Annotated in this window: 10 protein-coding genes; 5 read left to right on the forward strand and 5 right to left on the reverse strand. The window is 63.9% G+C overall.

Features of this window, described 5'->3' with window-relative positions; translation table 11 throughout:
- Window positions 1–86: 86 nt before the first annotated feature.
- The 4 genes from urtD to urtA all read right to left on the reverse strand — a co-directional run bounded on the left by urtD (window position 87) and on the right by urtA (window position 4,315).
- Window positions 87–842: an urea ABC transporter ATP-binding protein UrtD gene (gene urtD / locus CI41S_RS38785; RefSeq protein WP_139485332.1), complete on the reverse strand. Its 756-nt coding sequence runs from the start codon at window positions 840–842 to the stop codon at window positions 87–89.
- A gap of 12 nt (window positions 843–854) precedes the next feature.
- On the reverse strand, window positions 855–1,991 hold the full coding sequence (gene urtC / locus CI41S_RS38790; protein ID WP_139864281.1) for an urea ABC transporter permease subunit UrtC: 1,137 nt from the start codon (window positions 1,989–1,991) through the stop codon (window positions 855–857).
- 16 nt (window positions 1,992–2,007) lie between these two features.
- Window positions 2,008–2,934 (reverse strand): urea ABC transporter permease subunit UrtB, encoded by a 927-nt coding sequence (urtB, locus tag CI41S_RS38795; RefSeq protein ID WP_139485328.1) that lies wholly within the window; start codon window positions 2,932–2,934, stop codon window positions 2,008–2,010.
- Between the two features lie 118 nt (window positions 2,935–3,052).
- The gene (gene urtA / locus CI41S_RS38800) at window positions 3,053–4,315 is read right to left on the reverse strand and encodes an urea ABC transporter substrate-binding protein (protein WP_139485327.1); all 1,263 of its coding nucleotides are present in this window, start codon (window positions 4,313–4,315) and stop codon (window positions 3,053–3,055) included.
- A 168-nt stretch (window positions 4,316–4,483) separates the two neighbouring features.
- Between urtA and CI41S_RS38805 the strand changes: the two genes are divergently transcribed.
- The gene (locus CI41S_RS38805) at window positions 4,484–7,852 is read left to right on the forward strand and encodes a hybrid sensor histidine kinase/response regulator (protein WP_139864282.1); all 3,369 of its coding nucleotides are present in this window, start codon (window positions 4,484–4,486) and stop codon (window positions 7,850–7,852) included.
- Entirely contained in the window at window positions 7,842–8,768 is a 927-nt protein-coding gene (locus CI41S_RS38810) for a response regulator transcription factor (protein WP_139485324.1), read from the forward strand. The genes CI41S_RS38805 and CI41S_RS38810 overlap by 11 nt, the downstream gene beginning before the upstream one ends.
- Window positions 8,769–8,840: 72 nt before the next feature.
- Here the strand turns inward: CI41S_RS38810 and CI41S_RS38815 are convergent, their stop codons facing one another.
- Complete coding sequence (locus CI41S_RS38815; protein WP_172628366.1) at window positions 8,841–9,773, reverse strand: efflux RND transporter periplasmic adaptor subunit; 933 nt, start codon at window positions 9,771–9,773, stop codon at window positions 8,841–8,843.
- Between the two features lie 242 nt (window positions 9,774–10,015).
- Between CI41S_RS38815 and CI41S_RS38820 the strand changes: the two genes are divergently transcribed.
- The 3 genes from CI41S_RS38820 to CI41S_RS38825 are packed head-to-tail and all read left to right on the forward strand — an operon-like array spanning window position 10,016 to window position 16,131.
- Window positions 10,016–11,938, forward strand: a complete 1,923-nt coding sequence (locus CI41S_RS38820; protein ID WP_139864284.1) for a GAF domain-containing protein — start codon at window positions 10,016–10,018, stop codon at window positions 11,936–11,938.
- Window positions 11,939–11,948: 10 nt separating this feature from the next.
- Window positions 11,949–14,099, forward strand: coding sequence for a zinc metalloprotease (locus tag CI41S_RS43935; RefSeq protein WP_172628367.1), 2,151 nt, complete (start codon window positions 11,949–11,951; stop codon window positions 14,097–14,099).
- Between the two features lie 10 nt (window positions 14,100–14,109).
- On the forward strand, window positions 14,110–16,131 hold the full coding sequence (locus CI41S_RS38825) for a preprotein translocase subunit SecA (RefSeq protein WP_172628368.1): 2,022 nt from the start codon (window positions 14,110–14,112) through the stop codon (window positions 16,129–16,131).
- Window positions 16,132–16,192 lie beyond the last annotated feature (61 nt).

Below are 16,192 nucleotides of genomic sequence, written 5' to 3' on the forward strand. Positions count from 1 at the left end.
ACCCGAATTGCTTCGCAATTCGACCTCTCCCTTCGGGAGAGGTGAACCGAGGTCGCTGCAGGAGCTCGACCAACGTCAATCATCTCTCAATGCCCCAGATAGACTTCGATCACCTTCGGATCGTTCTTGACATGCTCCATCGTCCCCTCCGACAGGATCTGGCCCTGATGCAGCACCGTCACCTTGTGGGCGATGTCCTCGACGAACTTCATGTCGTGCTCGATCACGAGAACCGAACGGTCCTTGATGATGCGGTTGAGCAGCTCGGCGGTCTTGGCGCGCTCGGAGACGCTCATGCCGGCGACCGGCTCGTCGAGCATCAGCAGGTCCGGATCCTGGATCAGCAGCATGCCGATCTCGAGCCACTGCTTCTGGCCGTGGCTGAGCTGATCGGCGTAGGTGTTGAGGCGATCCTTGAGGAAGATCATCTCGGCGACCTGCTCGACCCGCTGCTTGACCGCGTCGTCGCGCTGGAAGGCCAGCGAGCCGAACACGGTGCGGCCGCGCGGGTATGAAATCTCGAGGTTCTCGAACACGGTGAGATCCTCGAACACCGACGGCGTCTGGAATTTGCGCCCGACTCCTGCCTGCACGATCTCGTTTTCGCGCAGCCTAGTCAGTTCCTGGCCGCGGAACTGGATCGAACCCGACGTCGCCCTTGTCTTGCCGCAGATCAGGTCGAGCACCGTGGTCTTGCCGGCGCCGTTCGGGCCGATGATGACGCGGATCTCGTTCTCCTCGACATAGAAGGAGAGATCGTTGACGGCCTTGAAGCCGTCAAAGGAGACGGTGAGACCGGAGACCGCGAGCAGGAATTCTTTTGGCTGATGACCGATGAGCACGATGATCCCTCCTCATTCGGCCGGTGCGCCGTCGGCGACATAGCCGGCCGCCGATTTCGGTTTGCGTGACGCCAGCAGACGATCGATGCGGGGCTGGACATGATCCGCCCAAATGCCGGAGAGCCCGTTCGGGAAGGCGAGCACGACCGCGATGAACAGGGCGCCGAGGCCGAACAGCCAGAGCTGCGGGAAGGATTCCGAAAGGCTGGTCTTGGCGAAATTGACCAGCAGCGCGCCCCACACCGCGCCGAAGATCGACATCCGGCCGCCGACCGCGGTGTAGATCACCATCTCGATCGAGGGCACGATGCCGACGAAGGACGGCGACATGAAGCCGACCTCGAGCGTGAACATGGCGCCGCCGATCGCGGCGAACACTGCCGCGGCACAGAACGCGAAGATCTTGAAGTTGGCGACGCTGTAACCGGAGAAGCGCACGCGGTCCTCCTGCTCCCTCATCGCTACCAGGATGCGCCCGAGTTTTGTCAGGCGGATGAACTGCGCGGCGACGATGCATCCGAACAGCAGCACAACCTCGACGAAATACAGAATGAACTTGGCGTGATCGGTGCGGATGTCCCAGCCGTGCAGCGTGCGGAGATCGGTAATGCCGTTGATGCCGCCGGTGTAGCCCTGTTGCCCCACAATCAGAATGGTGAGGATCGCGGCGATCGCTTGCGTGATAATCGCAAAGTACACGCCACCGACCCGGCGCTTGAACATCGCGGCGCCGATGATCAGCGCGAAGAACGCGGGAACCAGCAATATCGCCAGCAGCGTGACCGGGAAGCTATGGAACGGCTTCCAGAAGAAGGGCAACGAGGTCAGCTGGTTCCAGTCCATGAAATCGGGGATGCCTGGCGTCGACTGGATCTTGGTGTTCTCGACGCTGGATGCCTCGAGCTTGAGGTACATCGCCATGCAGTAGCCGCCGAGGCCAAAGAACACGCCCTGCCCCAGGCTCAGGATGCCGCCATAGCCCCAGCACAGCACGAGTCCTATGCCGACGAAGGCGTAGGTCAGGTATTTGGCGACCAGGTTGAGGCGGAAGATATCCAGCGACAGCGGCAGGATGACGAACAACAGCACCGCGAGCGCAAGGAAGCCGAGCAGTTCGGAGCGATTGAAAAAGCGCGAGTTGATGATCATGACCACCTGCTTGTTCTTATTTGCGGACCTTGAGGGCGAACAGCCCCTGCGGACGCACCATCAGGATCGCGACGATCGTCAGCAGCGTGATCACCTTGGCCATCGATCCCGAGAGGAAGAACTCCAGCGTCGACTGGGTCTGCGAGATCGAGAAGGCCGAGGCGATGGTGCCGAACAGCGAGGCGGCACCGCCGAACACGACGACCAGGAAGGTGTCGACGATGTAGAGCTGGCCGGCGGTCGGCCCGGTCGAGCCGATCATGGTAAAGGCCGAGCCCGCGATGCCCGCGATGCCGCAGCCGAGCCCGAACGTGTAGCGGTCGACCTTCTCGGTGTTGATGCCGACGGCACCCGCCATAACGCGGTTCTGCACCACCGCGCGCACTTGCTTGCCCCAGCTCGACCAGAACAGCACGTAGGCCACCGCGATCGTGATCAGGATGGTCAGCGCCATCACGAACATGCCGTTGATCGGGATTTGGATCGAGTCGGTCGCCTGCCAGGAGCCCATCATCCAGTCCGGCAGCTCGACGCCGACCTCGCGCGCGCCGAAGATCGAGCGATAGGCCTGCTGCAGGATCAGGCTGAGCCCCCAGGTCGCAAGCAGCGTGTCGAGCGGTCGCTTGTAGAGATGGCGGATCAGCGCCCACTCGACCAGCATGCCGAGCGCGCCGGAGGCGATGAATGCCAGGATCATCGCAATGAAGAAGTAGCCGGGAAACAGCCAGGGCGCGACATGCTGCACAGTGTTCGACGTCATCCAGGTGACGTAGGCGCCGAGGATCATGAACTCGCCATGGGCCATGTTGATGACGCCCATCTGGCCGAAGATGATGGCGAGCCCGAGCGCCATCAGCACGTAGACGGAGAACAGGATCAGCCCGGCAAATCCTTGCATCGCAAGGATGGCGCCGAGATCGCTGATCGAATAGTCGCCGAACATTTGTCGTCCTCCGTCATTCCAAGGGGGCGCACGCGGCGCCTCGTGACGCCGGATCGTGGGCGTGGACGGTGCCGTCCACGCCGCGATGCGTTGAGAGAGGTGCGTCAGATGCCCCGGCTCACTGGTAGCCCTTGGGGAACGGATCCGGCTCGACGAGATCGGCGGTCTCGTAGATCAGTTCATACTGGCCGTCGGCCTTGGCGCGCCCGACGCGAGTCTTCGACCAGAGGTGATGGTTCTCGTGGATGCGGACATAGCCTTCCGGCGCGCCCTTGAACTCGACGCCGGGAGATGCAGCCGCGACCTTGTCGATGTCGAAGGAGCCGGCCTTCTCCACCGTCAGCTTCCACAGCCATGGGCCGAGATAGGCCGCCTGCGTCACGTCGCCGATCACGGTCTTCTCGCCCCACATCTTCTTGAACGCGGGCACGAAGGCCTTGTTGTTGGCATTGTCGAGCGACTGGAAGTACTTCATGCAGGCATAGGCGCCCGCGATGTTCTCGCCGCCGATGCCGTCGATCTCGTCCTCGGTGACCGAGATCGTCAGCAGCGTCTGCTTCGACAGGTCGATGCCGGCCGCCTTGAGCTGCTTGTAGAACGCGACGTTGGAGCCGCCGACGATGATCGCGTAGATCACGTCGGGTTTTGTCAATTTGATCTTGTTGATCACCGAGTTGAACTGGGTCGAGCCGAGCGGGAAGTATTCCTCGCCGACCACCTTGCAGCCCTGCAGATGGTTCTCGATGTGCTTGCGCGCGATCTTGTTCGAGGTGCGCGGCCAGATGTAGTCGGAGCCGAGCAGGTAGAACGACTTCGCACCCTTGGTCTTGTTGACCCAGTCGAGGCCGGCGATGATCTGCTGCGTCGCCTCCTGGCCGGTGTAGATCACGTTCTTGGACTGCTCGAGGCCTTCATAGAAGGTCGGATAGTACAGCATGCCGTTGTACTGCTCGAACACCGGCAGCACCGCCTTGCGCGAGGCCGAGGTCCAGCAGCCCATCACCGCCGCGCATTTGTCGTTGACCAAGAGCTTCTTGGCCTTTTCCGCGAAGGTCGGCCAGTCGCTGGCGCCGTCTTCCTGGATGAACTTGATCTTGCGGCCGAGCACGCCGCCGGCGGCGTTGATCTGCTCGATCGCGAGCTTCTCGGCTTCGACCGATCCGGTCTCAGAGATCGCCATGGTGCCGGTGACCGAGTGCAGGATGCCGACGGTGACTTCGCTATCAGTGACTGCAAGGCCCGTGGTGTTGACCGCGGAAGTTGCGGGAACGTCCGCAAATGAGGGACGCGGCAGCATTGCAATAGCCGGCAAAGCGGCCATTCCCATCAAGAGCTTGCGCCGGAGCGGAGACTTCAGGCCTGGTTTGGTTTCGTCTGACATGAGCACCCCATCTGGTTCGAAAACGCTTACTGATGAGGCGAGGATTGCTCACTTTTGTGCAGCGCACTGATACGTGAGATTGCGTATACTGCACCGCAAAATAGCGACGTAGGTTTTGGTACGGGATTTGCCCGCGATCAGCGCATCGTGGACCAGGAGTTTGAACAAGTGGCAGGGCGGCAGCGGATCGACCGCGTCAGGCGCCAGTACAATCAATGGGTCGCCAACCAGACCCTGGAAGACTACGCGCTGCGCTTCACCGCCAAGAGCGCGCGGCGCTGGTCAGCCGCCCGCGTCGCCAACACCGCGCTCGGCGCGATCTCGTTCCTGGCACTGGAGGCGATCGGCGGCACCATCACGCTGAACTACGGCGCGATGAACGCCTCCGCTGCGATCCTGGTCGTCAGCGTCATCATCTTCCTGTGCGGACTGCCGATCGCCTACCATGCCGCGAAAAGCGGCATCGATATCGATCTGCTGACCCGCGGCGCCGGCTTCGGCTATATCGGCTCGACCATCACCTCGCTGATCTACGCCTCCTTCACCTTCATCTTCTTCGCGATCGAGGCGGTGATCCTGGCCAGCGCGCTCGACATGTGCTTCGGCATTCCGCGGCCGATCGGCTATCTCATCAGCGCCGTCGTGATCATTCCGCTTGTGATCTACGGCATCACCCTGATCAGCCGCTTCCAGCTCTGGACCCAGCCGCTCTGGATCATTCTTCACATCATGCCGTTCGCGGCGATCGCGTGGGCGAATCCGCATTCCTTCACCGAGTGGCGCAAATTCGCCGGCGACCATGGCGATCCCTCCGGCCATCTCGACCTCCTGCTGTTCGGGACCGCCGCCTCCGTCGTGTTCGCGCTGGTGGCACAGATCGGCGAACAGGTCGACTTCCTGCGGTTCTTGCCGCGCGACCGCCGCACCTCGCGCAAGGCCTGGTGGATCGCGCTGCTCAGCGCCGGGCCCGGCTGGATCGTGCTCGGCGCGCTGAAACTGCTTGCCGGCTCCTTCCTCGCCTTCTTCGCGCTCAGCCACGGCGTCTCAGCCGAGCACGCCGCCGAGCCCGCCAGCATGTATCTGGAGGCCTTCCGCTATGTGCTGTCGCAGCCGGATCTGGCGATGGCGCTGACCGGCACTTTCGTGATCCTGTCGCAAGTCAAGATCAACGTCACCAATGCCTATGCCGGCTCGATCGCCTGGTCGAATTTCTTTTCCCGCCTCACGCACTCCCATCCTGGCCGCGTGGTGTGGCTGGTGTTCAACGTCGTCGTCGCGCTGCTGCTGATGGAGATCGGCGTCTACAAGGCGCTGGAGCAGACGCTAGCGCTCTATTCCAACGTTGCGATCGCCTGGGTCGGCGCGCTGGTCGCCGACCTCGTCGTCAACAAGCCGCTGGGTCTGCGCCCGCAGCACATCGAGTTCAAGCGCGCGCATCTCTGCGACATCAATCCGGTCGGCGTCGGCGCGATGACGATTGCGACCGTGGTCTCGATCAGCGCGTTCTACGGCCTGTTCGGGCCGACCGCAAAGGCGCTGTCCGCCTTCGTCGCGCTTGCGGTCGCCTTCGTCGCAGCGCCCTTGATCGCCTGGGCGACCGACGGCAAGTACTACATCGCGCGCAAGCCGAAGCGGAGCTGGCGAGAGCTCGAACAGATCCAGTGCTGCATCTGCGAGCACACTTTCGAGCCCGAGGACATGGCCGCCTGCCCGGCCTATGCCGGTCCGATCTGCTCGCTGTGCTGCTCGCTCGACGCGCGCTGTCACGACCTCTGCAAGCCGCATGCGCGGATCGGCGTGCAGATTTCGGAAACACTCGGCAAGCTGATGCCGCAGCCGATCTACGCCCGCATCAATTCGCAGCTCGGGCATTATCTCGGCGTGTTTGCCGCCTCCTCCGGCCTCGTGGCGCTGGTGCTCGGCCTGATCTATCTGCAGACCTCGGCCGCGGTCCATGCCGACGAGTTGCTGGCCGACGTGCTCTGGAAGGTGTTCTTTGCACTGATCCTGATCATCGGCGTGGTCGCCTGGCTGTTCGTGCTGGCGCAGCAGAGCCGGCGCGCCGCGGAAGCGGAAACCCGGCGGCAGACCGCGCTCCTGATCCAGGAGATCGATGCCCACAAGCGCACGGATGCCGAGCTGCAGCGCGCCAAGGAGGTGGCGGAGTCCGCCAACCTTGCTAAGAGCCGCTATGTCGTCGGCCTCAGCCACGAGCTCCGCTCGCCGCTCAACGCGATCTCCGGCTACGCACAATTGCTGGAGCAGGACGAGAGCCTTCAGGTCCGGCCGCGCGATCAGGTCCGGGTGGTCCGCCGCAGCGCCGATCATCTGTCGGGACTGATCGACGGCATTCTCGATATCTCCAAGATCGAGGCCGGCCGGCTCTATCTGTCGCGCGACGAAGTCCGGCTGAACGACTTCCTCGAACAGCTCGTCGGCATGTTCCGCCTGCAGGCCGCGGCGAAAGGCATCGACTTCATATTCAGACGACCGGCGGTGCTGCCCGTCGTGGTCTATGCCGACGAGAAGCGGCTGCGGCAAATCCTGATCAACCTGCTCTCGAATGCGATCAAGTTCACCCAGACAGGACAGGTGCAGTTCGTGGTTCATTACCGCAGCCCGGTCGCCGAGTTCGAGGTGATCGATACCGGGCCGGGCATCCAGCCGGACGATCTCGAGCGGATTTTTGCGCCGTTCGAGCGCGGCGCGCTCGGCGTCGCGCAGCCCCAGACCGGCACGGGCCTGGGATTGACCATCAGCCGTCTGCTCGCGGGCGTGATGGGCGGCGACATCAAGGTCACCAGCACCGTCGGCCGAGGCAGCACATTCCGCGTCAAACTCCTGCTCTCCGAGGTGACCAATCCGCGGCGCGAGGCGCCGGTCGACGCCCCCGTCTACGGCTATCACGGGCCGCGCAAGACCATCCTGATCACCGACGACGATCCGACGCACCGCGACCTGCTTCGCGAGGTGCTGACGCCGCTCGGCTTCATCCTGCTGAGCGCGCCCGACGGGCCGGCCTGCCTCGCGCTGGCCCAGCACTGCCGTCCCGACCTGTTCCTGCTCGATATCTCCATGGCGGGGATGGATGGCTGGACCGTCGCCGAGACACTGCGCTCGGCTGGCCACCATCAGGCGCGCATCCTGATGATCTCGGCAAGCGCACTCGAAGCCCACGGCGCGCCGCTGGCCCAGCCGTTCCACGACGGTTATCTGATGAAGCCGATCGACATTCCGCGTCTGCTGGAAACCATCCGGCAGTTGCTCAGGATCGAATGGCAGTATCAGGCCGAGCCGGCCCCGCCCCCGCAGTGGAAGCCGGAAAGTGGTTTGCGCCCGCCGGTGCAATATGTCGAGGAGCTGATCGGCCTTGGCCAGCTCGGCTATGTCAGGGCGATCCAGCTCAAGCTCGATGAAATCGGCAGCGAGCAGCCCGAACACGCCGATTTCGTCGGCCAGATGCGCACGCTGATCGACCGTTTCGACCTCGATCAATTCATGGCGACGTTGAAGACATTGCACAGCTATGACCATTGAACAGAAGAAGCGCGACATTGCGCTCGTCGTCGACGACTCCCCGGAAACGTTGCGCCTGCTGACCGACGCGCTCGACGGCGCCGGCATGACGGTAATGGTCGCGCTCGACGGATCCTCGGCGATGCGGATCGTCGACCAGATCACGCCCGACATCGTGCTGCTCGATGCCGTGATGCCCGGCATGGACGGGTTCGAAACCTGCAAGCGGCTGAAGCGCGACGCCGGGCTCGACGGCGTGCCGATCATCTTCATGACGGGCCTCGCCGAAACCGAGCACATCGTGCGCGGCCTGGAGGCCGGCGGTGTCGACTATGTGACCAAGCCGATCGTGGTCGAGGAGATGCTGGCACGCATCCGCGTCCACCTCGCCAACGCACGGATGACGCAGAGCGCCCGCGCGGCGCTCGACGTCTCCGGCCGCTATCTACTCGCGGTCGATGGCTCAGGCGCGCTGTTGTGGGCGACGCCGCAGGCGCAGCGACTGCTGTTCGATACACTCGGCGATGCAGCGGACAATTTTGTGCTGACGGATCCGACGCCGCAATGGCTAGAACAGGCGCAAAAAGGCAAGGCGGGATCGAAGACCGCGACCGTGGCGCTATTCCCCGGCGACGAGCAGCTTCGGCTGCAATACATGGGCAAGCTCGGCCCAGACGAATTCCTGCTCCGGCTTGCCAAGGACACCAGCGGCGACATGCCGGCCGAGTTCTCCAGCGAGCTCGGTCTGACCACCCGCGAGGGCGAGGTGCTGTCTTGGCTCTCGAAGGGCAAGACCAACCGCGACATCGCGCAAATACTCGGCCTGAGCCCACGCACCGTCGACAAGCATCTCGAGCAGATTTATTCGAAACTCGGGGTCGACAATCGCACCGCAGCGGCGACGATCGCTGTCCGCGCGAAACAACGCAAGAGCTAGCGCGCAGTTCGCCTGGTTGGCTACTCACGCACAAGCGACCTGCGCGGCAACGCCGGCCCCCGAGCGAGCCATCTAGTTCTGGGATTTTGGAGCGTCGCCCACCACCAGGGCCGGGGTCTCCCCGGCCGGATGCAGCGCAAATATGACCCGGCATCGAATCCCGCCGGGTAGCACCAAGCGCGGGTTTGGCAAGGCCAGCCGGACTCCGAACGTGCCGCTAGCGGCGTCATGCACGCGATCGACCACCGTGACAGTGGCGAGGTGCGTGCCGCCGACAGGCGGTTCCGGCCGCACCTCGGCGTTGCTACCGATCCGGATCTGCCCGAAATATGCTGTCGGCACGAACACTTCGACTCGCAGCGGATCGATCTGCGCGAGCGTAAGAACCGGGCTCTGATCATTTCGATACTCGCCCGGCACCAGAAGGCGATCGACCACCACACCATCGATCGGGCTTCGCAATGTGCGCTGCTTCACAATCTCTTCCGCATGAACGACCTCGAGGCGCGCGATCTCCTTGGTGAGTTGCGCCTCCTTGAGCTGCTGCTCGGCAACTTGCACTTCCGCTTCGGCTTCCTGCAGCGACGCAAGAGGGCTGACGGCCCTGGCATGAAGCTGTGTCAGCCGCTCGTATTTGAGACGGAGGAACTGGACACGGGCTTCCGCCGACTTCACCGGTGAATCATTTGTCGCCCGTGCGCGCGAAAGCGCCAGGGTTGCCGCCTCGACTCCATCCTCGATATTGCCGACGACCTGGCCTTGCCGAACGACGTCTCCTCGGTCGACGTCGAGCCGTGCAATCACCCCGACCGCCGCGCTCGCGAGCTTGACGACCTGTTGCGGCTCGATGACGCAATCGAACTCGCCTTTGTCTGCGGCCGGTATCGTTCGGGTCTGCGACATCGCGGCAGCGGCGGCAAGGACGCTCCCCAACGGGACAATCAGGCGCAAGACCAAGCCAACCATGCGCTGAGTCTTGCCAAAAGCCCTACCAATTGAAAGCACCGCGCGGCCTCCAATAGTTTCGCACCTTACGCGTAAGCTAACGCGTATGGAATGCGTGGGCGATGCCCTCTCGCGGGGGACACTATACGGATGGAGTACCTCCGGAGGGGAGTATTCTTCGCGCTGCGCTGTGATGATTAAGCTCCAGCCCCGGCGACAGGGCATGGCGGCCACCCGCTTTAATCGAAATCGCGAGTGGCGTAGCGGCAAGGTCATCTGTCGGCCGGTTTGGTAGGCAGCAAATGTCTGAACCGGACGCGAGCCGATTGGCGAACGAAGGCCTCGGCCTGCAACTGCGGCGCGTCCCTGTCGATCCGGCCACGTCGCCGCACTGGCGTGGATTGCTGGATGCAAGAGACGAAGCCGCATTTGGCTCCGCCTGGCTGGCGCTGCAATGCAGCCGCTTGCCCGGCGTGGCCGGCGGCCTGTTGCTGATCCGGCAGGCCGATGCAGCCGCGCCCCACCTGACGGTGACGTGGCCGCCGCGCGACCTTGATGCGAGCGATTTGTCGCGATTTGCGGAAACGGCGTATGCCGAGCGCCGCATGGTCGTTGGGCCCGGCCGCGTGGGCTCCGATACCAGCTCGGCCCACCCCGTGGCCCTTGTCGTAGCGGTGCCGCTTGGCTTCGCGAAAGGTCCCTTTGCAGCGGCAGCCATCGCCTTGACGACGACGGCGGGCAAGCCGGTGCTCACCCCCGAAATCATCGCCGATCGGTTGCGATGGGAAGCGGGTTGGCTTGAAACACTACCTTGGGCAAGGCTGGCCGGGGATCTTTCATCCGACGTGACGCGGGCAGCCTCGTGCCTTGATCTTCTCGCCGCGGTCGGGGCGCAGCCGCGGCTGCGCGGAATGGCGATCGCGGTCACGAACGAGCTCGCCACCCGCCTGTCCTGCGATCGCGTGTCCTTGGGCATCGTTCGGCGAAATGGCGCGGTTCGCCTGCGCGCGGTCTCGCACTCCGCCGGCTTCAGGCGAGACAATCGCCTGGCCGACGCGATCGAGGATGCGATGGACGAGGCGATCGAGCAGCGCGGCACCGTCGCCTATCCTGTGCTGCCCGCAATGGAGCGCGCCATGACGATTGCCCAGCGGGCGCTGGCCGAGAGCGTAAAAGCCCCCGGCGCGTCGGCGATGACCGCCGTGCTGGTCGACGGTCGCGGCAAGCCGATCGGCGCACTCACCTTCGAACGTCACCGCAACGAGCCCTTTACGGCAGAAACATTGAAACTGGCCGAAGCCATCACCTCGCTACTGGGTCCTCAACTCGGCCTGCTGCTGCGAGCGAACAGGTTGGTGGCCGGACGGCTGGCAGATCGTGTCGGCGATGCATGTCAGGCGTTGTTCGGCGCACGGCGTCCGGTTCTCAAGCTCTGCGTGCTCGGCGTCGCTGCACTGGCGCTGACGCTGATCTTTGCCGAGGGCGAGCATCGCGTCACCGCAAAGTCGGTGCTCGAAGCCGAAGTGCAGCGGGCGGCGGTAGCGCCATTCGACGGATTCGTGCGGTCAGCAGCGGTTCGGGCCGGCGACACCGTGCAAGGCGGCGATCTCCTAGCCGCCCTCGATGACCGCGATCTCGTTCTCGACCGTTTGAAATGGCGTGCCGAACGCGACAAATTGCTTCAACGCCAGCGTGAGGCGCTTGGCAAGCACGACCGTAGCAACCTTGCCGTCCTTGATCCGCAGATCCGGCAAGCCGAATCGCAACTCGCATTGGCTGAGGAGAAGCTTGCGCGCGCCCGTATTATTGCTCCGTTCGACGGCATCGTCGTCTCCGGAGACCTGAGCCAGATGCTTGGATCGCCAATCGAGAAAGGAAAAGTGCTGTTCGAAATTGCGCCGCTTGATTCCTATCGCTTGATCGTACAGGTCGACGAACGCGACGTTCGCTATGTCGCCGTCGGACAAAACGGCACCGTCGCGTTCGCGGGACGGCCCGGCGATCCGGTGCCGATCACCCTGAACAAGATCACGCCGGTCACGGTCGCCGAGGAAGGCCGCAATTCGTTCCGGGTCGAGGCGCGCCTGTCGGGATCAGGACTGCAGCTGCGATCGGGTATGGAGGGCGTGGCCAAGGTCAAGGCGGGCCGACGGTCGATCGTATGGATCTGGATGCATCCCGTTGTCGATTGGCTGCGCCTCGCGGCGTGGAGGTACCTGCCGTGAGATTGTCGACATGACCGCCGGCCCGTTCCTGAGTTCGTCATGGTATCGCGTCGCGTTGCGCAAACCCAGGCTTCGCGAGCATACCTCGATCGGCCGACACCGCTATCGCGGCAGCGTTTGGTATGTCATTCAGGATCATGCGACCGGACGCGTGCACCGGCTGTCACCGGCAGGGTACATGATCGTTGCCGCAATGGACGGCGTGCGGACCGTCGATCAGCTCTGGCTGGAAGCAGGCTCCTATCTCGGAGAGGAGGCACCCAGCCAAGGCGACGTCATCCAGCTGCTGGCCGAGCTCAATGCTTGCGACCTGCTGCAGACCGATGTGACGCCAGACCCGGACGCGCTGGAACAGCGCGCAGCCCGAGCCGGACGATCCGGATGGCTCGCCAATGCGCTTTACCCGTTGGCACTACGGATTCCGCTCTGGCACCCCGACCGGTTTTTCGAGCGCGCAAGGCCGCTCGCACACTGGCTGTTCGGCGTGCCGGGCACCCTGCTGTGGCTCATTGCGGTGCTGCCGGCGCTGGTGCTGGCGGCAGAGCACTGGCAGGAGCTCGGCGCCGACGCTTCCGACCGCATCCTGGCGGCCGAAAACCTTCTCCCGCTGGCCCTGATCTACATTGTGCTCAAGATCCTGCACGAATTTGGCCACGGATTCGCGGTCAAGGCGTTTGGCGGCGCAGTCCAGGAGTTTGGGCTGATGATCCTGGTGTTTGCGCCGCTGCCATATGTTGACGCCTCGGCTGCCGCGGGATTCCGCAACAAGTGGCATCGCGCGCTTGTCGGCGCTGCCGGAATGATCGTCGAAGTGTTTTTCGCCGCGCTGGCGCTTTATGTTTGGCTCGCGGTCGAAACCGGGCTCGTTCGCGCCCTGGCGTTCGACGCCATGGTGATCGCCGGCGTTTCGACCGTGGTGTTCAACGGCAACCCGCTGCTGCGGTATGACGGCTATTATATTCTTGCCGATCTGCTGGAAACCCCGAACCTGGCACAGCGGGCCACGCGGTACTGGGGCCATCTGGTCGACCGATACGTGTTTCGCACGGACGGATCGAAGGACTTTTTCGCGAGCAACGGCGAGCGGGCCTGGCTGCTGCTCTACGCGCCGGCCGCCTTCGTGTATCGCCAGATCGTGATGCTGACGATCGCAGTCTTCGTCGCGTCACAATATCTCACCGTCGGTATCGGCATCGCAGTCTGGAGCCTGCTGACGGGTGTCGTGCGGCCGATCGGCAAAGCGCTGTGGTTCGTGCTCGCGAGCCCGCGCCTTCAGCGCAACCGCTCCCGAGCCGTCGGCGCGACGTTCGCCACGATTCTGGCCGCCGGGTTTGTGCTGTTCTGGGTTCCGGCGCCATCATACACCACGACCGAAGGCGTGGTTTGGCTGCCGGAGAATGCGATCGTGCGCGCAGGAGCCGACGGCTTCGTGCGCGCCCTGACGATCGAGCCAGGCCGCCTCGTGACCTCAGGAGAAAAACTGGTCGAAAGCGAAGATCCCGCGCTCGCGACCGGGCTCGAAATCCTGCGCGCGCGCGTCGCTGAGCTCGAGGCGAAGCTTGCCACCGAGCGCTTCACCGACCGTGCGCGCGCCGAGATCACGACCACTGAACTGGATCAGGCCCGCGCCGAACTCTCGACCGCGGCCGATCGCGTCGACCGCCTCATCGTTCGCAGTCGCAGTGACGGCATCTTCGCCGTGATGAAGGCGGAGGACCTGGCCGGACGCTTTCTGCGCGAGGGTCAGCAGATTGGTTACGTTCTCACGTCGGGTTCGTGCATCGTGCGGGCCACGATATCTCAATCCGACATAGATCTCGTTCGTCACAGATTGCGTAGAGCCTCGGTTGTCCTTTCCGAGCGCCTTGACGAGACTCTGCCCGCGGAGATCATCCGCGAGGTGCCGGCCGGGCATGACGACCTTCCCAGCAAGGCGCTGGGTGGCGCCGGCGGTGGCGCCGTCGCCGTCAATCCTGGAGATCCGCATGGCACGAAGGCGCTTCAACGCGTCTTCCAGGTTGACATCGCTCTGCCCGGCAACGCAGCAGCGTCCGCCTTCGGCAGCCGCGCCTATGTCCGCTTCGACTATGACTGGGAACCGGCTGGCCAACAAATCCTGCGACGATTGCAACAGCTGCTGCTTTCGCAACTGCAGATCTGAGGTCACGCGCATGTCGCTTTCGCTCGGCCCACGACAGATCAACCGTTTCTGTTCGGTGTCGGCAGACGCACCCTATGTGGAGCGGTCCGCCTGCAAGGAAAGCGGATTCGATGCCGCACTGCTCGGCGCCTGGGGTCGGATCTCGCCCCACCTGCCGTTGGCGCTTTCACGTAGCCGGCTCTGGCGCTTTGCACGGCAGGTGGGGGACCTGGAACCGCAGCTGGTCACCCTGACGGACCGCCGCCTGCGTGACTTCGCCGACGAGCTGCGCCCGCGGATGCTCTCGGCGAGCCTTTATTCGCATGAGATGGCCACCTCCTTCGCGCTTGCGCGCGAGGCGGCGCGCAGGCACGTCGGGATGCGCCACTTTGCAGTTCAGTTGCTCGGCGGAGCCGCCATGATGAGCGGCGCCCTCGCCGAAATGGAAACCGGTGAAGGCAAGACCTTGACGGCGCTGCTACCGGCGATCACCGCCGTATTGATGGGCCACCCGGTCCACATCATCACGGTGAACGACTATCTTGCGCGCCGCGACGCCGAGCAGCTCGCACCCGTCTACAACGCCCTTGGCCTCACAGTTGGACTTGTCGAGCAAGGTCAGCCCCCGCAGCAACGGCAACGCGCCTACGCAAGCGACGTCACCTATTGCACCAACAAGGAGCTCGTGTTCGACTACCTGCGCGAGCGCCTCGCGCTCGGCTCCCGTCGCGCGCGCGCACAACTCGCTGTTGACGGCATCTTCAACAGCCGACTTGCGGGCCACCACCAGCCCCTCCTGCGCGGCCTGCATTTCGCGATCGTGGACGAAGCCGACAGCCTGCTGATCGACGAGGCGCGCGTGCCGCTGATTCTCGCCGGAACGCAGGATGGCGCCGAAAACGCCGGCGGCCTCTATGACACCGCGCTCGGTATCGCCCGACGTCTGGCAGCCGGCGAGGAGTTCGCTCTGCGCGCAAACGAAAAGTCGATCCAGCTGACCGCGCCTGGCAAAGCCCGGATCGCCCTGCTCGCTGCCGGACTGCCCGGCCTGTGGGCGATGCGGCGCGCGCGCGAGGAGCTGGTGCAACACGCGCTCGCCGCGCTTCACCTGTACCGGCGCGATGTCCAATACATCGTTGCCAACGGCAAGGTGCAGATCGTCGACGAATACACCGGGCGCGTCATGCCCGACCGTTCATGGGAAAGCGGCATTCATCAGCTGATCGAAGCCAAGGAGCATTGCGCGATCACGGAACGCCGCAGAACGCTTGCCCAGATCACCTACCAGCGGTTCTTTCGGCGCTACATGCATCTTTGCGGCATGACCGGAACCGCGATCGAGCCGGCGGGAGAGCTCTACGGCACCTATGGCTTGAGCGTGGTGCGCATCCCCACGAACAAGCCACTACGGCGGACGAATTCGGGCACGCGCGTGTTTCGAACCGCTGAGCTCAAATGGAACGCAGTGGTCGAATCGGTTTCCGAGACGCTGCGCGCCGGCCGCGCCGTGCTCGTCGGCACCCGTTCGGTCGAGGCTTCCGAGCATGTTGCGGAATTGCTCCGCAGATCCGGACTCGAGCCCGTGGTGCTCAACGCCCGGCAGGATCGCGCCGAAGCCCGCATCGTCGAGCTTGCTGGTCAACCCGGGCGCATCACGGTTGCCACCAACATGGCAGGCCGCGGCACGGACATTCAGTTACATCCGGTCGTGCGCGACGCCGGCGGCTTGCATGTCATCTTGACGGAATACCACGAGTCCCACCGCATCGACCGCCAGCTCTTCGGGCGGGCCGGCCGTCAAGGCGATCCCGGCAGCTACGAATCCATCGTGGCCATCGATGACGAGATTTTCCGACGCTTCGTGAATGCCGAGCTGCTGCGCTTGGTCGGCAAAGGATGGAAATCGGATCAGCCAATTTCTGCTTTGAGCGGACGCACGCTGCGCGGCTATAGCCAGCACGCAGCCGAGCGCCTGCATGGCCGGGCCCGACGGGCCGCGCTGGCGGAGGATCTGCGTATCAACAGGATCCTCGGTTTCGCCGGCATTGAATGAGATTGCCTAACGCATTGACGATACTAGAGCATCCGAAAGATAGCACGATCGAGGTACTCCT

The organism is Bradyrhizobium ivorense, assembly GCF_900696085.1.
Taxonomy (GTDB): Bacteria; Pseudomonadota; Alphaproteobacteria; order Rhizobiales; family Xanthobacteraceae; genus Bradyrhizobium; species Bradyrhizobium ivorense.